This window comes from Pseudomonas pisciculturae (genome assembly GCF_015461805.1).
In the GTDB taxonomy this organism is placed as follows: domain Bacteria; phylum Pseudomonadota; class Gammaproteobacteria; order Pseudomonadales; family Pseudomonadaceae; genus Aquipseudomonas; species Aquipseudomonas pisciculturae.
This window is the reverse complement of the sequence record NZ_JACVZE010000008.1, coordinates 280868-296404: the sequence shown is the minus strand read 5'-3', so window position 1 is coordinate 296404 and position 15537 is coordinate 280868. Positions and strand designations below refer to the sequence as shown.

The 15537-nt window shown below is 60.1% G+C and carries 14 protein-coding genes; 5 read left to right on the top strand and 9 right to left on the bottom strand.

The features are described 5' to 3' along the window. The first annotated feature begins 171 nt into the window (after positions 1-171). Both ICY20_RS22230 and ICY20_RS22225 read left to right on the top strand, forming a co-directional pair. Positions 172-1710 carry a sensor histidine kinase gene (locus ICY20_RS22230; RefSeq protein ID WP_194938617.1) on the top strand — a complete coding sequence of 513 codons (1539 nt, stop codon included), beginning with the start codon at positions 172-174 and terminating at the stop codon, positions 1708-1710. Then, the gene (locus ICY20_RS22225; protein ID WP_194938616.1) at positions 1707-2357 is read left to right on the top strand and encodes a response regulator transcription factor; all 651 of its coding nucleotides are present in this window, start codon (positions 1707-1709) and stop codon (positions 2355-2357) included. Before ICY20_RS22230 ends, ICY20_RS22225 begins: the two co-directional genes overlap by 4 nt. A gap of 80 nt (positions 2358-2437) precedes the next feature. Here ICY20_RS22225 and yghU read toward each other — a convergent pair whose 3' ends face one another. Together yghU and ICY20_RS22215 are read right to left on the bottom strand one after the other, a co-directional pair. Beyond that, a complete protein-coding gene (gene yghU, locus ICY20_RS22220) occupies positions 2438-3271 on the bottom strand; it encodes a glutathione-dependent disulfide-bond oxidoreductase (RefSeq protein ID WP_159962735.1) in 834 nt (277 codons plus the stop codon). Between the two features lie 103 nt (positions 3272-3374). Continuing rightward, positions 3375-4598: an MFS transporter gene (locus ICY20_RS22215; RefSeq protein WP_194938615.1), complete on the bottom strand. Its 1224-nt coding sequence runs from the start codon at positions 4596-4598 to the stop codon at positions 3375-3377. 65 nt (positions 4599-4663) lie between these two features. Between ICY20_RS22215 and ICY20_RS22210 the strand changes: the two genes are divergently transcribed. Continuing rightward, entirely contained in the window at positions 4664-5662 is a 999-nt protein-coding gene (locus ICY20_RS22210; RefSeq protein ID WP_194938630.1) for an AraC family transcriptional regulator, read from the top strand. 119 nt (positions 5663-5781) lie between these two features. Continuing rightward, entirely contained in the window at positions 5782-6378 is a 597-nt protein-coding gene (locus ICY20_RS22205; RefSeq protein WP_194938614.1) for a glutathione S-transferase family protein, read from the top strand. Between the two features lie 140 nt (positions 6379-6518). Here ICY20_RS22205 and ICY20_RS22200 read toward each other — a convergent pair whose 3' ends face one another. From ICY20_RS22200 to ICY20_RS22190, 3 genes are all read right to left on the bottom strand, one after another. Beyond that, positions 6519-7769, bottom strand: a complete 1251-nt coding sequence (locus tag ICY20_RS22200; RefSeq protein ID WP_194938613.1) for an ATP-grasp domain-containing protein — start codon at positions 7767-7769, stop codon at positions 6519-6521. Then, a complete protein-coding gene (locus tag ICY20_RS22195; protein ID WP_194938629.1) occupies positions 7766-8677 on the bottom strand; it encodes a DMT family transporter in 912 nt (303 codons plus the stop codon). Before ICY20_RS22195 ends, ICY20_RS22200 begins: the two co-directional genes overlap by 4 nt. A 231-nt stretch (positions 8678-8908) precedes the next feature. Continuing rightward, positions 8909-9676 (bottom strand): SDR family NAD(P)-dependent oxidoreductase, encoded by a 768-nt coding sequence (locus ICY20_RS22190; RefSeq protein WP_159962732.1) that lies wholly within the window; start codon positions 9674-9676, stop codon positions 8909-8911. A 137-nt stretch (positions 9677-9813) separates the two neighbouring features. On the opposite strand from ICY20_RS22190, the gene ICY20_RS22185 reads away from it, so the two are divergent. Beyond that, positions 9814-10962, top strand: coding sequence for an aldose epimerase family protein (locus tag ICY20_RS22185; protein ID WP_194938612.1), 1149 nt, complete (start codon positions 9814-9816; stop codon positions 10960-10962). Between the two features lie 113 nt (positions 10963-11075). On the opposite strand, the gene araH is transcribed toward ICY20_RS22185, so the two are convergent. The 4 genes from araH to ICY20_RS22165 form a co-directional block, all read right to left on the bottom strand. Beyond that, positions 11076-12044 (bottom strand): L-arabinose ABC transporter permease AraH, encoded by a 969-nt coding sequence (gene araH, locus ICY20_RS22180; RefSeq protein WP_194938611.1) that lies wholly within the window; start codon positions 12042-12044, stop codon positions 11076-11078. A 9-nt stretch (positions 12045-12053) separates the two neighbouring features. Beyond that, complete coding sequence (gene araG, locus ICY20_RS22175; RefSeq protein ID WP_194938610.1) at positions 12054-13556, bottom strand: L-arabinose ABC transporter ATP-binding protein AraG; 1503 nt, start codon at positions 13554-13556, stop codon at positions 12054-12056. Then, positions 13553-14557: a substrate-binding domain-containing protein gene (locus tag ICY20_RS22170; RefSeq protein WP_194938609.1), complete on the bottom strand. Its 1005-nt coding sequence runs from the start codon at positions 14555-14557 to the stop codon at positions 13553-13555. Before ICY20_RS22170 ends, araG begins: the two co-directional genes overlap by 4 nt. 111 nt (positions 14558-14668) lie before the next feature. Continuing rightward, positions 14669-15532: an SMP-30/gluconolactonase/LRE family protein gene (locus ICY20_RS22165; RefSeq protein WP_194938608.1), complete on the bottom strand. Its 864-nt coding sequence runs from the start codon at positions 15530-15532 to the stop codon at positions 14669-14671. Between the last annotated feature and the right edge of the window lie 5 nt (positions 15533-15537).

Here is a 15537-nt window from a genome sequence, read left to right as displayed (position 1 = left end):
TAGGTGCGGGCGAGCCAGGCGTCTCTCCTACCTGGGGACAGGCCAGTCATACCTGGGTATAGAGCTTGGCAGGATTTCAGGGTTTTGTGTCCTACTCGGTGCGAACGGATGCTTTTAAAGTAAGCGTCCGATGCTCCACTCTCTACAACAACAATGGAGTGCCCGAAGGCCATGAAAACCACCGCTCCCGCGAGTGTGCGCCGCGAACATTCATGGCTGACCGGTCTCTGGGACAGGCTGCTGTTCACCCCGCGCCAGGCCCAGGCACGCGCCGCATTCGGCATCAGCCCCACACCTGCAATCAACGCCTTGGGCTGGGCGGTGGGGTTGGTGGTGGCCTGCGGCATCGTGGTGATCAATTCTGAAACCCACACCGACTGGGCGCCCACCCTGCTGTACATCACGCTGTTGTTGATGGCTGCCAATCTGTTTTCGATCAATGTGGTGATTGGTGTTGCACTGTTTTCCATCGCGCTGCTCACCATGCTCTTCCTGTACAACGGCAACTATGATCGCTGGGAGGCGGTCACCGGTTTCTTCCGTTGCCTCACTGCCCTGTCTGCCATCACCTTTCTGGCGCTGCGCAGCAAATACGCGGCAGACAGCCTGCGCCACAATGAGGCCTACCTGATTGGTGCCCAGCGCCTGAGCCAGACGGGCAGCGTGAGTTTTCGCGGCGACAGCGAGTCGATGTCCTGGTCGCAGGAATTGGCGCGCATCTTTGAGTACCCCCATCACCAAGCGCCCACGGCAGCCATGGTGCTGGAGCGCACCCACCCCGACGATCTGCACCTGGCCCACGAAGTGTTCGCAAAGGCGCAGAATCGCTCGCCGCTGATTGAGGTCAAGCATCGCCTGTTGATGCCCGACGGGCGCATCAAGCATATCCATATGATCGCCAGCCCCGTCGAGGCCCGTGGGCGGGTCGAGTACCTGGGCGCGGTGATGGATGTCACCGCCAGCAAACGCGCTGAAGAAGCATTGTTTCACGCCCAAAGCCAGCTGGCCCATGTCACCCGCATCACCTCCCTGGGCGAATTGGCCGCCTCGATCGCCCACGAGGTGAACCAGCCCCTGACCGCTATTACCAGCAGCGGCGAAGCCTGCCGACGCTGGCTCGACCGCCCGCAGCCAGACCTCGACGAAGCACGCCAATCCCTGGACCGCATCGTCTCCAGCGCCTGCCGGGCCAGTGAGGTGATCAGCCGCATCCGTGCGCTGTCACGCAAGTGCGACCCACTGCGCAAGCCCGAGTCCCTGGACGCCATCGTCAATGAAACCCTGGGCCTGGTGCAGCACGAACTGTCGCGCCACAAGGTGCGCAGCCGCGTGGAGTTGAACGTGCTCGATGCACAGATCAACGCCGACCGCGTGCAACTGCAACAGGTGATCATCAACCTGATCATCAACGCCTGCCACGCCATGGAAACCATCGCGCCGCGCCAACGCCTGCTGCACGTGCGCACCTGGGTCGAGGGCAATGACGTGCTGCTGGAGGTCGCCGACCACGGCATCGGCATCGACGACGCCTCGATGCTCACCCTGTTTCAGCCCTTCTTCACCACCAAACCCGATGGCTTGGGCATGGGCCTGTCGATCTGCCGCTCGATCATCGATTTTCATGGCGGCCGACTCTGGGCCACCAGCACACCAGGCCAAGGCTCGGCCTTCACCTGTTCACTGCCGCTATTGGCCAAGGACGCCCCATGAACGACCTGCACCCGATGAACCGCGTTATCAGCCACGAACCCTGGGTGTATATCGTCGATGATGACCGCCCGTTGCGCGAATCCCTCGGCAGCCTGTTGCGCTCGGTGGGCCTGCAAGTGCAGCTGTTTGGCTCGGCGGCCGAGTTCATGAATTTCCCCCGCCCCGACCTGCCCAGTTGCCTGGTGCTGGATGTGCGACTGCAAGGCACCAGTGGCTTGGATTTTCAGAATGAACTGGTGGCGGCGCGGATCAACCTGCCCATTGTGTTCATGACTGGCCACGGCGATATCGCCATGACCGTGCGCGCCATGAAAGCCGGCGCCGTGGACTTTTTGGCCAAGCCGTTTCGTGAGCAAGACTTGATTGATGCCGTGTGCGCCGCCCATACAAAAGACAAGACTCGACGCGAGTCCGAGCGCGGCAATGACGACTTGCGCATGCGCTATGCCACCCTCACGCCCCGCGAGCAAACGGTGATGGCCCTGGCAGCGTCTGGGCTGATGAACAAGCAAATTGCCGGTGAGATTGGTTTGAGCGAGATCACGGTGAAGATCCATCGTGGGCAGGCGATGCGCAAAATGGTCGCGCGCTCGTTTGCCGACCTGGTGCGAATGGCACAGGCCCTCGACATTGAGGTCAAGGCATAGACGTGCCTGTGATAGCGACCTGACAGGCTACTGAGTTGTATCAGGTGTAGATCGCTCCCACAGTTTTCCGTGTTATGCGTTTAGTCCAAGTCGCTGGAAGAATGGCGCTCGGCCAGTTGCTCATGGGGCTCACCCGACACCCGATTCACCCGCCGCCCGCGCTGCACCGCCGGCCGCGCATCAATCGCATCCGCCCAGCGCAGCACATGCTTGTATTCATGCACTGACAAAAACTCTGCCGCGCCATACAAGCGACCTTTGACCAACCCACCGTACCAAGGCCAGATCGCAATATCGGCGATGGTGTATTCATCCCCAGCGATGTATTCGCTCACTGCCAGACGCTGATCCAACACATCCAACTGACGCTTGGCCTCCATGGCAAAGCGGTTGATCGCGTACTCCATCTTGCTCGGCGCATACGCATAGAAATGCCCGAAACCGCCCCCCAGATAAGGCGCACTGCCCATCTGCCAGAACAACCACGACAAACACTCGGCACGGGCCGCAGGTTCGGTGGGGAAGAACGCACCGAATTTCTCGGCCAGGTACTGCAGGATCGCGCCGGACTCGAACACGCGAATCGGCGTGGTGCCGCTGCGGTCCTGCAAGGCCGGGATCTTGGAGTTCGGATTGATGCCGACAAACCCGCTGCCGAACTGGTCGCCATCGCCGATCTTGATCAGCCAGGCGTCGTATTCCGCGCCGCTGTGCCCCAGGGCCAGCAGCTCTTCCAGCAGGATGGTGACTTTCTGCCCGTTGGGTGTCGCCAGGGAATACAACTGCAACGGGTGCTTGCCAACGGGCAGTTCTTTCTCATGTGTCGCACCGGCGATGGGCCGGTTGATGCTGGCGAAAGTGCCGCCGTTTTCGGTGTCCCAGGTCCAGACTTTTGGGGGTACGTAGTCGGTCATGCTTACTGCTCCAGAGGCGCTTGCGATCAACGAAGCGCTCCAGACTAAACCAAAGGTTGATGGCTCGTCACACAGTCAATTGCCGTCAACCTGCAAGGCCGCTTCAAACATGCAGCGACGCACCCACAGTACCGTTGCGCGGCACATTGACCCGTAACGCAATCAACAAGGCCGCCAGCAACATCAACACACCCGCGCCGAGAAACACCCCGCCGATGCCACTGACACTGAACATTGCCCCTCCACCGGCCGCCCCCGCCGCAATGGCCGACTGCACCGAAGCCACAACCATGCCACCGGCGCTTTCAGCCTGGTCCGGCACGGCGCGGGCCACCCAGTTCGACCACGCAACGGGCACCCCGCCAAAGGCCATGCCCCACAGCACCAGCAATATCGCCTGACCTGGCAGCGAAGCGGGCAACAGCACCAGGGCGAGTGCCGCGACGCCCACCAATACCGGCATCAACACCAAGGTGCCGCGCGGATAACGCACCAACATCCAACCCGCCAGCAACGTGCCGACGAAGTTGGCTGCACCGAACCCCAGCAGCATCAAGGCCAGCCCTTGCGTCCCGACCCCCGTGGTGCTTTCCAGGAACGGCCGGATGTAGGTAAACAACGCAAAGTGCCCGGTGTGCACCAGCACGCAGCCAAACATGCCGATGGCGATGCCCGGCCGCCTCAGCACATCCAGTACCGTGCGCAGACGTGCAGTGCCCGTAGGGGCCAGGCGTGGCAGCGTGAACAGCTGGAACACCAGCGTCACCCCACCGACGGCGGCGGCGGCAAGAAACGCACTGCGCCAGCCATACAGACCACCGAGGTAGCTGCCCAGCGGCACGGCAACCACCGTCCCCACCGCAATGCCACTAAAGATGATCGATAGCGCACGGGGCAACAGCGCAGCAGGCACCAAGCGCATCGCAACGGCCGCCGCCATGCTCCAAAAACCACCCAGGGCGACGCCCAGCAGGATGCGCATCAACAGCAACACCGCCAGGCTGGAGGAGAATGCCACCAACAGGTTTGAGGCAATCATCAGCAGGGAAAACCCCAACAACACCACGCGCCGGTCGATCCCACGCGTGAGGCCAGGCACCAGCAGCCCGGCGAACAACGCCACCACTGCCGTCACCGTCACGGCTTGGCCGGCCAGGGCCTCGGACACGCCCAAGTCCATTGCCATCGGCGTCAACAAGCTGGCCGGCAGGTATTCCGCTGTCAACAACCCGAACACCCCCATCGCCAGGGAAAACACTGCCATCCAGGCCGGGGTGGCGGGCTCTGCGTGCGAATGCAGCGAGCCTTGAGCGACACAGTTATTCATCAAACGACATCCTTGGGACATTAGCGTGACGGCCAGTCTAGGTTCGCCAACCCGGATGATCTATGATGCAAACCCTTGAGTTTTTGACCCAAACCCCGAACATGACCGCAGCAGCGCCCTTTAATCTCTCCAGCGACCTTATCGACGAACTGCTGCGCGGTATGCGCCTGCGCGGGGTGCAGTACCGCCGTATCCAGGCCGGGCCGAGCTTCGGCATGGGGTTTGAGGCCAAACCCGGGCACGCCTACTTCCACTTCCTTGCCGCTGGGACGGCCACCCTTCGTACCGACGACGGTGGCCTGTTTGAGTTGTCGGCGGGCAATGCCGTGTTCATCTCCCACGGCGGCGCCCACGCGCTGTCCTCTCATGCGGACAGGCCTGTGCAGGACATCAATGGCTTTGACGCCATCGCGCTCGGCGATACCGTCTGCGCCGTGGACGCCTCCCCCGATTCGCGCCCCAGTACCTTGCTGTTCAGTGCCTGCATGGCGTTCGAGCTCGGCAGTATTCAGGGGCTCGGCAGCTTGATGCCAGCCATGATGCTGATCGATGCCCAGGGCCAGCGTTACCCCGGCTTGATGCCGATACTGGCGGTGATGGAACGTGAAGTATCCGCTGCCCGTATCGGTTACTCCGGCATCCTCGCGCGCCTGGCCGATGTGGTGGCCGCCATGATTGTGCGAGGCTGGGTGGAATGTGCCTGCGGCAATGCATCGGGCCTGGTGGCAGCGTTGCGCGACACGCGATTGGCCGGCGCCCTGCTGGCGTTGCACCAGCAACCGGGTCGCGACTGGAGCGTGGCCGAGTTGGCGGCGCACTGCCATACCTCCCGCTCGGTATTCGCCGAGCGCTTCCAGGCCACGTTGGGAATCCCGCCTCTGCGCTACGTCACGGAGTTGCGCATGCGCCTGGCCAGCCAATGGCTGACCCTGGAGCGTTTACCGATCGAAGAAGTGGCACTGCGCCTGGGCTATACGTCCCAGGCGGCGTTCAGTCGTGCGTTCAAACGTATTACCGGCCACCCCCCTGGGGCCAGCCGTCAGCGCAGCCTGAGCCCGACGTGAACGAGCGCATCGAAGACAGCCTGGTGGTCGTTTATAAGCAATGACGCAAGGCCATTGCGCAGGCCGATCAAGTGCCCTTAATCTCTTGAGCCTATTTCGTTGTGAGCAATGGAGGCTGCATGAAACTGATCGGTATGCTGGACTCGCCTTACGTACGTCGCGTGGCTATTTCCCTGGAGCTGTACGGGGTGCTGTTTGAGCATCAATCGCTGTCGGTGTTCAGCACCTTCGACGAGTTCTCCCAGATCAACCCGGTGGTCAAGGCGCCAACCCTGGTATTGGACGACGGCACGGTGCTGATGGACTCCAGCCTGATCCTCGACTACCTGGAAACCCTCGCACCAGCCGACAAAAAGCTACTGCCCCAGGCCCCCGCCGACCGCGCCCACGACCTGCAACGGCTGGGCCTGGCCCTCGCGGCGTGCGAAAAGAGCGTGCAGATCGTGTACGAACACAACCTGCGCCCGGCCGAGAAGCTGCATGCGCCGTGGCTTGATCGCATCAGCGGGCAGTTGCTGGCGGCCTATTCGCTGTTGGAGAAGCAGTTGGGAGACGGTGAAGCATTGAACCAAGCCAACCTGACTGCGGCAGTGGCGTGGTCCTTCAGCCAATTCACCGTGGCGTCGGTCGTAAAGGAAGACGCGTTCCCCAACCTCAAACGCCTGGCTGAACGCCTGGAACAGCATCCAGCCTTCAAGAAATACCCAATCGAGTAAACACCACCAATCCAATGTGGGAGCGGGCTTGTGTGGGAGCGGGCTTGCTCGCGAAAGCGGTGGGTCAGCCACCAAATGTATCGACTGACACTGCGCCTTCGCGAGCAAGCCCGCTCCCGCATTTGGACTGCTGCGCCTGACTACCACGCTGCCAGATAGGCCCCCTGCACTTCAAGAACGCGAATCCTGAGGGAATCCGCTGCAATCACTTTAGGATCAGCATGCACCAGATACACCGTGCCCGGCTGGTTGAATACATCCTGAGTCACACCTACCCGCTGCCCATCTTCAACGTAGAACACCGCATCGAAGAAGGATTCAAGCTTGAGTAGCTCCTCGAGGAAAGAGTCTTTATTAAAGCGGCCATCCGCATGGCTGATCAAACAGACATTATAGGTGTGTCGCAAGAGTCGATAATCAAACGGCCTTGCCAGCAATTGCGCAAACACATCCGGCGCCGTGACGGATAAAACCATTGCCTCAATTTGCCCAAGCCCCGTAGTTTGCCTGGAGACATCGGGGCGCAGAATGCCATCGGTTCGCGCAGCGATCTCCACCAACTTGGGGCCGTCTTCAGTGAGCATCACCTCTGCGTGGCTGGGGCCGTTGCGGATGCCCAGGCTGCTCACAACCGCTCGGGTGTAGTCCACCAAGAGGTCATACTCTGGCGAGTCGGAGCCAATCAGCTCATCGATGTCGTAAAGGATGCCGCCTATATCCGTACGCTGCTTTTGGTACCGCACCACCTCAGTCACCAGTTGCTGACCGATGAGTGAGACCATATTGACCACATACTCCACACCCACCAGGTATTCCTGGATCAGCACCTGGGTATTGGCAATGTTCAACTTATTGGTGGTGCCCAGCAGTTTGCCCACCGCAACCTGGCAAGCCCGCACGTCGTCACAAATAAATACGCCATCGGCCCCGGCGCTTTCGAGGGGCTTGATCACCACCGGAAAACGACCGTGATCATCGATCCAGCCCTCGGCCAGCTGCCAGGTATCAGCCACGAACTGCCGCGCAGCCGGCAGTTGCGCCTGGGTGATGCATTGGATCATGTCGTACTTGTTGCGCCGGGCGGTGCTCTGGCGGATGTCATTGCGATACGGCAATTGCAGGTGCTCATTCAACAGATCTGCCAGCAGTACACCGGTTTCGGCGCCGGCAATAATGAACTGCGGTTTGAACCGTTCGACACTTGCCAAGGTGGCAGCGTAATCGGCATTCACGATCATCTGTTCATACAGCGAGAGGTCAAAGCCCTTGTAGTAATAACTGTCCAACTCGCCAGATGAGGCTAAATGCATCAACCGGCAACCGCTTTCACTCAAGCCTTTGGCGACAAATTTACCGGACGAAAAACCGTCGACTACGACAACGCTGATCATGTCACTTCCCTCATCAATGCGAATAGCGCCCGTCCAACCAGCAAAAGCACAATGATGCCAACCGCCGTAACGGTGGCGATGGAAAACTCGACTCGTGCGTCGAAGTACTGCAACAACAGCACAAATACCGGAAGGGTCAGCAACACCAGGGATACATGAATCGGCGTGAGGTAATAGATGGTCTTTTGAATCAGATAGATCGGCAGCAAATGCCCCGCCACGACCAAAACCATCATCGGCAAGATCAACTCACGGCCCAGGGCAAAACTTTCGCCTGTCGCTGGGATTGCAATAACGCACACGCCGATCATCACAATGTTTCTGACGGCCAGCGTTTCATAAACGGACCATTGCCGGGCGAACAGCTGCTTGGAAAACACTGTGTACATGACCGTGCCCACTGCGCACACCAACACACTGGCAATCCCCAGCAACCGCTGCTCAGCGGTGGTGGTGGCAATGCCGCTATCGCCGGCGAAGGAGTTGAACAGCATGATACCCACCGAGATCAGCACCAGGCATGAGACCAGCGTATCTATGAAGGCAACCTTGGTACCACGCTTAGTGGCCAGCACAATTATGATCGTAAGTGCCGGGCCAAAGGCGACCGAGGCAACACCGACTACGGCGGGTTCAAGATAACGAAGCGCGTAAAACAAGCCGCCCCAGTTGAGCAATACCGAGATATTGACGATGACAATCAACCGCCAGCTTTCGCTGAACTTTGAAAGTAAAGGGCTCGACTTCTGACAGAGGGCACAGGCGGCAAAAAACACTGCGGAGACTGTAAAACAGTAAAAGATTACAACAAGCGTATTTATCGACTGGGTGATAAAAGCGACATAAACATCAAAGGCTGCGCTGATCAGGCAAAAGGCCAAGCCGATAATTACGCCATAACTCACCATATTCAAGTGTCCGCCTTATGAAGTCCCACACCTCACGAATCACTTGAACGCTAACAGAATCTTTTCGCGGTAAACAACTAGCCGAAGGGTTAGGTAGCGCCCGCCACTGTGGGAGCGGGCTTGCCCGCGATTGCGGCGTGTCAGTCGGTGCAAATGCGGGCTGACCCACCGCTATCGCAGGCAAGCCAGCTCCCACATTTGGATTGTGTTGTCTGAATTACCGAGTCAGGTTTAGACCCACCCACCATCCACAATAAAGTTCTGCGCCGAACACATCGCCGAGGCATCGGAAGCCAAAAACAGCGCCATATTGGCGATATGTTCCGGCAGCACACTGCCCGGCAGGCACTGGCTGCGGCTGATCAGTTCTTTGGCCGCGTCGTCGACCCACATCGCCAGTTGTTTTTCGGTCATTACCCAGCCCGGCACCAGTGTGTTCACGCGGATATGGCTCGGCCCCAGTTCACGCGCCAGGCCGCGGGTCATGCCGTGGGCGGCGGCTTTGCTGGCGGCGTACACCGGGTAGCCGGCCGAGGCCATCATCCAGCCGACCGAGCCGAGGTTGATGATCGAGCCGCCGCCCGCGCTTTTCATCATCGGCACCACGGCCTTGGCGGCGAGGAACGCGTGCTTGAGGTTGACGGAGATGAGTTTGTCGAAGGTTTCGGAGTCGACTTCTTCGAGGGTGTGGCGCACGTCGTTGGCGGCGTTGTTTACCAGGATGGTGATCGGCCCCAGGGATTGTTCGAAGCGGCCGATGGCGGCCTTGTAGGCGATTTCATCAGTGATGTCGCAGCACACGAACTCCACCGTATGGCCCTTGGAACTCAACAGCGCTGCCAAGCGTTCGCCCTGGCTTTGGGCGCGGTCCACGAAGCCGATTTTGGCGCCCTGGGCGGCAAAGGCCCGCACCATGAACTCACCAATGCCCGAGGCGCCCCCAGAGATCAGGACGGTCTTGCCTTCAAGGTCGGGGTATACGGCGTGCTGGGTACTCATAACGTGCTGCCTCACTTAATTAGTCTTATTTTATTTTGCAAAAACGGCGTTAAAGGCTATAAATTCGCTGTCACATCGACAAAATATCGCACATTAGTAGAACTATTCCAGTCAAAACAACAAAAGGAAGTTCGACCATGAAGCACCCTCGATACCTGCTCTCGGGCCTCGCCATGTCCATGCTGATCGCCAGTGGCGGCGCCCAGGCCGCAGGGCTCAGCAGCGAGCACAAGGCCTTCGGTAAAACCAATGACGGCACTGCCGTCGAACAGTACATCCTGCGTAACAGCCACGGCATGCAAGCCACGGTAATTACCTACGGCGGCGTGTTGCAGTCGCTCAAGGTGCCAGACAAGCACGGCAAGGTCGAAGACGTGGTGCTGGGCTTCGACGATGTGCAGGGCTACCAGGCTGGCACGGCGTTTTTCGGCGCGACTATCGGGCGTTTTGGCAACCGGTTGGCCGGCGGTGCCTTTGAGCTCGACGGCAAGCGCTACCAGGTGCCACTCAACGACGGCCCCAACTCGCTGCACGGCGGCGCACAGGGTTTCGACAAGCAGGTATGGACCGCCACGCCCGTAAAAGCCAAGGACTCGGTGGGCGTCACCCTCACCTACCTGTCCAAGGACGGTGAAATGGGCTTCCCCGGCAACCTGAAAACCGAGGTCACCTATCGCCTCAACGACAACAATGAACTGCACATCGACTACAAGGCGACCACCGACAAACCCACGGTGCTCAATCTGACCAACCACAGCTACTTCAACCTGGCCGGCGCGGGTAATGGCGACATTCTCAAGCAAGTCGCCACCTTGCATGCCAGCCATTACACGCCGGTGAATGCGACGTTGATTCCCACCGGTGAACTGGCGCCGGTCAAGGGCACGCCGATGGACTTCCTCAAGCCCACGCCGATCGGCCAGCACATCAAGGATGATCATCCGCAGCTCAAGTTTGCCGAGCCCAAGCAAGGCGGGTTCGATTTCAACTGGGCGCTGGATACCAAAGGCGACGTGAAGCAGTTGGCCGCCGAGGTGCACGACCCTGAGTCGGGGCGGCGCTTGCAACTGTTTACCTCCGAGCCTGGGGTGCAGTTTTATACCAGCAACTTCCTTGATGGGACGGTGAAGGGTAAGGCGGGGAAGACGTATCAGCATTGGAGTGGGTTTACGCTGGAGACACAGCATTTTCCGGATGCGCCGAATCAGCCGGGCTTTAAATCAACTCGCCTGAATCCTGGGCAAACCTATACCCAGAACACCATCTTCAAATTCACCACCGATTAAAATGTGGGAGGGGGCTTGCCCCCGATTGCAGTGTGTCAGCCATAGATGTTTCAACTGACACTCAGCCATCGGGGGCAAGCCCCCTCCCACATTTAGCTCTCACATTGCATCACTTAGCGTTGCTTCATGCGGTCAATGACCACCGCCAGCAACAGGATCGAGCCACGGATGACGTATTGGTAGAACGTGTCGATGTTCTTCAGGTTCATCGCATTCTCAATGATCGCCAGGATCAAAACCCCGGCAATCACATGGCGAATCATCCCCACCCCACCACTCAACGACACCCCGCCCAACACGCAGGCAGAGATCACCGTCAGCTCAAACCCCTGCCCGATCATCGGCTGGCCCGAGGTCATGCGCGAGGCCAGGATCACCCCGGCCAATGCACCGATCAAACCATGCACGGCAAAGATCATGATCTTGGTACGGTCCACGTTCACACCGGCCAGCAACGCGGCTTCCGGGTTGCCGCCGATGGCCATGGTGTTGCGCCCGTAGGTGGTGTAGTTGAGCAGCCAGCCAAAGAATAGGAAGCACAAAATAGTGATGAGGATCGGCACCGGCACGCCCAACAATTGGCCGTTGCCGAACACGAAGAACTGCTCCTCGGAGACACCCACCGCCTTGCCGTTAGCAAAGATATAGGCCAACCCGCGCACGATCTGCATGGTCGCCAAGGTGGTGATCAATGCATTGACCCGCAGCTTGGCAATGACAATGCCGTTGATCAGCCCAACCACCAGCCCCATCAGCAACGCCGCACCGATGCCGAGCATGACGCTGTCGGTATCGCGCATCACAATGGCCGCCACCACGCCCGCGCAGGCGATCACCGAGCCCACCGACAAGTCGAAGTGCCCCGACGCCAGGCAGAACAGCATGGTGCAGGCAGCGATACCCACGGTGGAAATCGCCAGGCCCAAACCGCGCATGTTCAGCGGCGAGAGGAAGTTGTCGATCAGCAAGGCGCAGAGCAAAAAGATGCTCACCGCTGCCAGCAGCATCGCCCAGTTGTCGAGCAATGCGCGCGCATCCAGGGGTTTGCGTGCGGTGGGCAGCGCGTTTTGTTGAATGGTCATAGTCGTCTCTCAGTTCGCCACGCTGCGCGGCAAAGCCAGTTGCAGCAGGTTGGATTCAGTCGCGTGTTCGCGGGTTTGCTCGCCGCGCAATGCGCCTTCGCACAGCACCAGGATGCGGTCGCTGATGCCCATCACTTCCATCAGGTCGCTGGACACCACGATCACCGCAATGCCCTGGGCCGCGAGGTTATGGATGATCTGGTAGATCTCGGCCTTGGCACCGATATCGATGCCCCGCGTGGGCTCGTCCAGCAGCAGCACTTTCATCGGCATCGACAGCCAGCGGCCCAGGATTGCCTTTTGCTGGTTGCCGCCAGACAGGTACATGATCTTCTGCGCCGCATTCGGCGTTTTGACTTTCATGGCCTTGATCTGCTGGTCGGCGTTGCCCTTCTCCCAGCCGTCACGCAACAACCAGCCAAAGGCCGAATGCGCACCACGGGCGCTGATATTGATGTTTTCGGCGACGCTGGACAGCGGGATGATGCCTTCCTTCTTGCGGTCTTCCGGGCACAACAGTACGCCGGCGGCGATGGCGTCGCGGGGTGAGCGCAGGTGCAAGGTTTCACCACACAGTTCCAATTCACCGGCGCTGGCGCGTTCCAGGCCGCTGAGCAGGCGAAACAGCTCGGTACGCCCCGCCCCCACCAGCCCGAACAGCCCAAGAATCTCGCCCTTGCGCACGTTGAAGCTGATGGGCTCGCGCAGGCCGGGGCCCAGCAGGCCGTCAACCTTGAGCGCGACGTCGCCGTGCTCGCGCGGGCGGTAGTCGTAGATATCCTGGATATCGCGGCCGACCATGCAGGTCACCAATTGGTCATGGGTCAAAGCGCTCATGTCGTCAAAGGTGCGCACGTAACGGCCATCCTTGAACACGGTGACCGCATTGCAGATGCGGAACACTTCTTCCATTCGGTGCGACACATACAGCACCACCCTGCCCTCGTCCCGCAGGCGCGTGATGATCGCCATCAAGCGGTCGATCTCCCGTGCCGACAGGCTGCTGGTGGGTTCATCGAAGGCGATGACATGGGCGCCACGGGACAAGGCCTTGGCGATTTCCACCAGCTGGCGCTGGCCCAGAGACAGACGACCGAGCTTTTCAGCCGGGTCGATTTCATCCGCCAACCCCTTGAGGCACGCGAGGGCCTGCTTGCGCAGCAGCCCGCGATTGACCACGCCAAAACGCGAGGGCAAATGCCCCAGGAACAGGTTCTCGGCCACGGTCATTTCCGGCACCAGGTGCAGCTCCTGGTGAATCACCGCCACGCCGCTGGCAATGCTGTCAGCGGCGTTTTTAAAGGCCATGGCCTGCTCGCCGATCTGCAACGTGCCAGCGCTGGGAATATACGCGCCGCCAAGGATTTTCAGCAGCGTCGACTTGCCCGCACCGTTTTCGCCCATCAACGCGTGTACCTGCCCGGGCTGGGCGCTGAAGCTGATGCCGTCCAGCGCCTTGACCCCGGGGAAGGTCTTGCCGATGCCGTCAAACCGCAGGGCCGCAGCGGTCATTGCCACAGCCCGATTTTGGTCAGCTCTTCCTTGAAGTTGGCGCGGGTGATCAGCGTCACTTCATCCATGGCGGTGTACTTGGCCGGCTCGGTGCCTTTGGTGACCCACTCGTACATCATCAACGCGGTGTTGTAGCCCTCGATATGTGGGCTTGGCAGCATCGAACCGAAGAAGCCGCTGTCAGCCTTTTTCAACTCGCCGATGGCGTCGGTGCCATTGATGCCGATGCCAATCACGTTGGCCGCCTTGAAGCCGGCGCTTTCAGTCGCTCGTACGCCGCCCAGCACGGTGTTGTCGTTCATGCCGCCGATGATCAGGTTTTTCGCGCCGCTGGGCAGCTTCACGAGGGCCGAGTTGGTGGCGTCCATGCTGCCGGGTACGTCAAGGGTCTTGGCGGCGGTGAAGAGGATGTGGTCCTTGGGAATGCCAGCCTCTTCGAGGGATTTGACCGAGCCGTCAGTGCGTTTTTTGCCGGTGTCGAGTTCGTTGAAGGTGTTGATCACCGCGTAGGTGTCCTTCCAGTCCCAGCCGCGTTTTTTCGCCTCAGCAGCCATGGCCGCACCCTGCTTCTGGCCTACTTCAAAGGCGGCCATGCCCAGGTACGGCACGTCCTCCATGAAATTGCCCTTGGCGTCGACGAAGCGGTCATCCACGGCGATCACTTTGAGGCCATTGGCCTTGGCCTTGGCGACGATGGCCGGGCCGAGGGACACGTCCGGCGGGCAGATCACAAAACCCTTGGCGCCATTGGCCGCCAGGCTGTCGATGGCCGAGAGGGTTTTCTCGCCGTCGGGCACGGCGATCTTGATCACGGTAAAGCCATGTTCCTTGCCGGCTTTTTCGGCGAAAGCCCACTCGGTCTGGAACCACGGCTCTTCTGCCTGCTTGACCAGAAAGCCGATCTTCACTTCTTCAGCGGCCAGCAGCAGCCCGCTCAAGCTCAGGGCCGAGACCGCCACAGCGGCGCAGCACAGGGAACGCAAACCACGACGACGATTCATAGGGTGACTCCTTGTTGTTGTTTTTAAGTAGAACCATAGGAACAAGCTTTTTTGGAGGTGCTTCGCACCCCAGCGGGAGCAAGCTCCCTCGCCACAATTGCAGCTCGTTGGTTATCCGGCGAAGCGTGTGCAGGGTGTTCCAGGTACATCCACTTCAATGGCCAATACCGCGCCATCCAACGGATGATCCAACGGGCTTGCCGCGCTGGTGATGTAGAGCGTGGTGAGGTTGGGGCCACCGAACACACAGCTGGTGGGGCGGCTGACGGGCAGTTCAATGATGCGATCCACGCGGCCATCCGGCGCTATGCGCAGCAGGCAGCTGCCATCCCAGCGGGCGTTCCAGATATAGCCTTCAACGTCCATGGCCGAGCCGTCCGGCCCACCGCGTTCGTGGGGGCCGAACCACACCTGCGCGGGGTCGAGTTGGCCATTGGGCTGGATTGCAAACTGGTACAGCGTTCGATCCATGCTGTCGCCAAAATGCACAAGGCTGGCGTCTTCATTCCACAGCAAGGTATTGGGAATACCCAAGCCGCTGAGCAATGGCGTGACCTGGGCATCCGCATCGATACGGAACAGGCCACCGGAACGCCGCGTTATCGGCAGGTCTTCACCGTGCTCGCCAATGTTGTTTTGCATGGTGCCCAGCCACAGGCGGCCTTGGGCATCGCAGCGTGCCTCGTTGCCCCGGTTGCCCGGTTGGGGGTCGGCTACGCACAGCAACGTCAGGGCCTCGGTGACCAGGTCCAGCCGATACACGCCGCTGCTCAAGGTCACCAAGGCATCGCCGCTTTCACACGGGATAAACGCCGAGACATGCTCGGGCAATTGCCATACCTGCAAGTGCCCGCCCATCAGGCGCAGCGCCTGCTTGCCGGCGATATTGACCCAGTACAGCGCCTGGGTCGGCCCATCCCAAAACGGCCCCTCGCCCAATTGCGCGCGGTGCGGGGTAACGGCGATACACGGCATGATGC